Origin of the sequence: Massilia sp. CT11-108, from assembly GCF_047302915.1 — a bacterium.
Taxonomy (GTDB): Bacteria; Pseudomonadota; Gammaproteobacteria; order Burkholderiales; family Burkholderiaceae_D; genus Telluria; species Telluria orientalis.
This window is the reverse complement of record NZ_JBKYMO010000615.1, coordinates 1-2,899: the sequence shown is the minus strand read 5'-3', so window position 1 is coordinate 2,899 and position 2,899 is coordinate 1. Positions and strand designations below refer to the sequence as shown.

The window sequence follows — 2,899 nt, the reverse complement described above, 5'->3', positions numbered from 1 at the left end:
CCGGTCAGGCGCCGAACCAGGCCGCGCGCGCGGCCTGGTTCGGCGCCTGACCGGGGCCAGGACGCGCATCGCGCCACACGGCCTGCATCGTTCGTGTGCACGCACGTGGGCGTCCTCTCCAACAATGGTGCGCCACCGCACCAGCAGGCAGCACCGGCACGGTCGCGGTGCGCAGGTCCGTGAGAATCGCCCCGGTCTGATGCGGGCCCGCTTCTTGCATAACTCCCCATGACGGCGCAATCGACGCCGGATTACCGATCAACATTGCCGCGTCATCGCGGTTCCCTGGGGAGTATTTCATGGCGTACCTGGTGCCTTCAGAATTCGTGACCAAGATGGTCGACGCGGGCGAATCCAAGATCTATATGTCGACGCGCGATGCGCTGATCCGCGCCTACATGGCCGGCGCCATCCTTGCCCTGTCGGCGGTGTTCGCCGTCAGCTGCTCGGTGGCGACCGGCGTGCCGCTGATCGGCGCGCTGCTGTTCCCGGTGGGTTTCTGCATGCTGTACCTGCTCGGCTTCGACCTGCTGACCGGCGTGTTCGTCCTGACGCCGCTGGCGCTGATCGACCGGCGGCCCGGCGTCACGCTGCCGCGCGTGATCAAGCACTGGGGCATCGTCTTCGCCGGTAACTTCCTCGGCGCGTTCACGGTGGCCTTCCTGATGGCGTATATCTTCACGTTCGGCTTCCACACGGACGGCGGCGTGCTGGCCAAGACGATCGGCACCATCGGCGAAAAGCGCACGCTGGGCTATGCGGAATACGGCTTCGCCGGCATGGTCACCCTGTTCATCCGCGGCATGCTGTGCAACTGGATGGTGTCGACGGGCGTCGTGGGCGCCATGATCTCGACGACGGTCGGCGGCAAGGTCATCGCCATGTGGATGCCCGTGATGCTGTTCTTCGCGATGGCGTTCGAACACTCGGTCGTGAACATGTTCCTGTTCCCGTTCGGGATCCTGACGGGCGCGCACTTCACCTTCCTCGACTACCTGGTCTGGAACGAGATCCCGACCGTGCTGGGCAACCTCGTCGGCGGCCTCGCGTTCACCGGACTGACGCTGTACTCGACGCACGTGAAGACGGCGCCGAAGCGCTCGTTCAACAAAGTCTGACGACGCGCGCGCCGGCGTCCCGCTTTGCAGCCCATGATGCAGCCTTTGACGCTCTCCGTCGGCCAGCACAGTGACCGGGGCCGCAAGGCCGTCAACCAGGACTGCCACGGCGTGGTGATCCCGCGCGCGCCGCTCGCCTCGACGAAGGGGGCGGCGCTCGCGCTGGCGGACGGCATCAGCAGCAGCGCCGTGAGCCACGTCGCCAGCGCCACCGCCGTCGCGGCGTTCCTCGACGATTACTACGCGACGGCGGACGCCTGGTCGGTCCGGACGTCGGCCGAGAAGGTGCTCGCTGCCGTGAATGCGTGGCTGTATGCCCATACGCGGCAGGGCCAGGACCGCGCCGACCAGGACTGCGGCCATGTCTGCACGTTTTCCGCGCTCGTCATCAAGTCGAACACCGCCCACCTGTTCCACGTGGGCGACGCGCGCATCTACCGCGTCCACGCGGGCGCGCAGGGCGCCAGCCTGGAACAGCTGACGACCGACCATCGCGTGTGGGTGTCGCCCGAGCGCAGCTACCTGAGCCGCGCGCTGGGCGTGCAGGACCGTATCGAGATCGACTACCGCGCCGTGGCGCTGGAAGCCGGCGACCTGTTCATGCTGGCGACGGACGGCGTGTACGAGCACGTGTCGGGCGCCGACGTCCACGCCGCGTTGCAGGACGCGCCGGACCTGGACGCGGCCGCGAGCCGTCTCGTGCAGCGCGCGTTCGCCAACGGCAGCGCGGACAATCTCACCGTGCAGCTGGTGCGCATCGAATCTCTGCAGGCGCGCGAAGCCTCCGAACTGCTGCGCCAGATGGCGGACCTGCCGCTGCCGCCGCTGCTGGCCCCGCGCGCGGAACTCGACGGCTACCGCATCGTGCGCGAGGTGCACGGCAGCAGCCGCAGCCACGTCTACCTGGCCGAGGATCCGGACAGCGGCGCGCACGTCATCCTCAAGATGCCCTCCATCGATCTCGCCGGCGACCGCGCCTACATGGAGCGGTTCGTGATGGAAGAGTGGATCATGGGGCGCGTGCGCAGCCCGCACGTCGTCAAGCCGGCGCCGGCGCGGCGCCGCAGCCATGTCTACGTCGCCGCCGAATACATCGAAGGCGTCACGCTGGCGCAGTGGCTGCGCAGCCAGCCGCGCCCCCGCCTGGGCGCCGTGCGCCGCATCGTCGACCAGGTGGCGAAAGGCTTGCGCGCGTTCCACCGGCTCGAGATGCTGCACCAGGACGTCCGGCCGGAAAACGTCATGATCGACGCCGCCGGCAACGCGCGCATCATCGATTTCGGGTCGGTGAGCGTGGCCGGCGTCGTCGAGATGGCCTCCCATGACGAGGACTGGACGCTGCAGGGCGCCGCGCTGTACGCCGCACCGGAGTACTTCCTCGGCGAACGCGGCACCGTGCGTTCGGACGTGTTCGCGCTCGGCGTGCTCACGTACTTCATGCTGACGGGAGAGCTGCCGTACGGCGTCGGGATCCCGCGCGCGGCGGGGCGCGCGGCGCAGCGCCGGCTCGCGTACACGCTCGCGCGCGAGCACGATCCGTCGATTCCGGCCTGGGTCGACGCGGCGCTGCACAAGGCGCTGCAGATCGATCCGCGCCGGCGCTACGAGGACGTCGCCGAATTCGTGTACGACCTGCACCATCCGAACAGCGCGTTTGCCGAGCGGCGGCGCACCCCGCTGATCGAACGGAGTCCGCTGTTGTTCTGGAAGGCGGTGTCGTTCGGGCTGGGGGTGGCGCTGGTGGCGGACCTGGCGTTGCGGGGCTAGTCGCGGGCCAGACG

Annotated in this window: 3 protein-coding genes; 2 read left to right on the top strand and 1 reads right to left on the bottom strand. The window is 68.8% G+C overall.

Features of this window, described 5'->3' with window-relative positions; translation table 11 throughout:
• Positions 1–4 precede the first annotated feature (4 nt).
• Positions 5–220, bottom strand: a complete 216-nt coding sequence (locus ACEN88_RS28370) for a hypothetical protein (RefSeq protein WP_413345043.1) — start codon at positions 218–220, stop codon at positions 5–7.
• 79 nt (positions 221–299) lie between these two features.
• Between ACEN88_RS28370 and ACEN88_RS28365 the strand changes: the two genes are divergently transcribed.
• Both ACEN88_RS28365 and ACEN88_RS28360 read left to right on the top strand, forming a co-directional pair.
• Complete coding sequence (locus ACEN88_RS28365) at positions 300–1,118, top strand: formate/nitrite transporter family protein (protein WP_371766803.1); 819 nt, start codon at positions 300–302, stop codon at positions 1,116–1,118.
• A 33-nt stretch (positions 1,119–1,151) separates the two neighbouring features.
• Positions 1,152–2,885, top strand: coding sequence for a protein kinase domain-containing protein (locus tag ACEN88_RS28360; protein WP_413345040.1), 1,734 nt, complete (start codon positions 1,152–1,154; stop codon positions 2,883–2,885).
• Positions 2,886–2,899 lie beyond the last annotated feature (14 nt).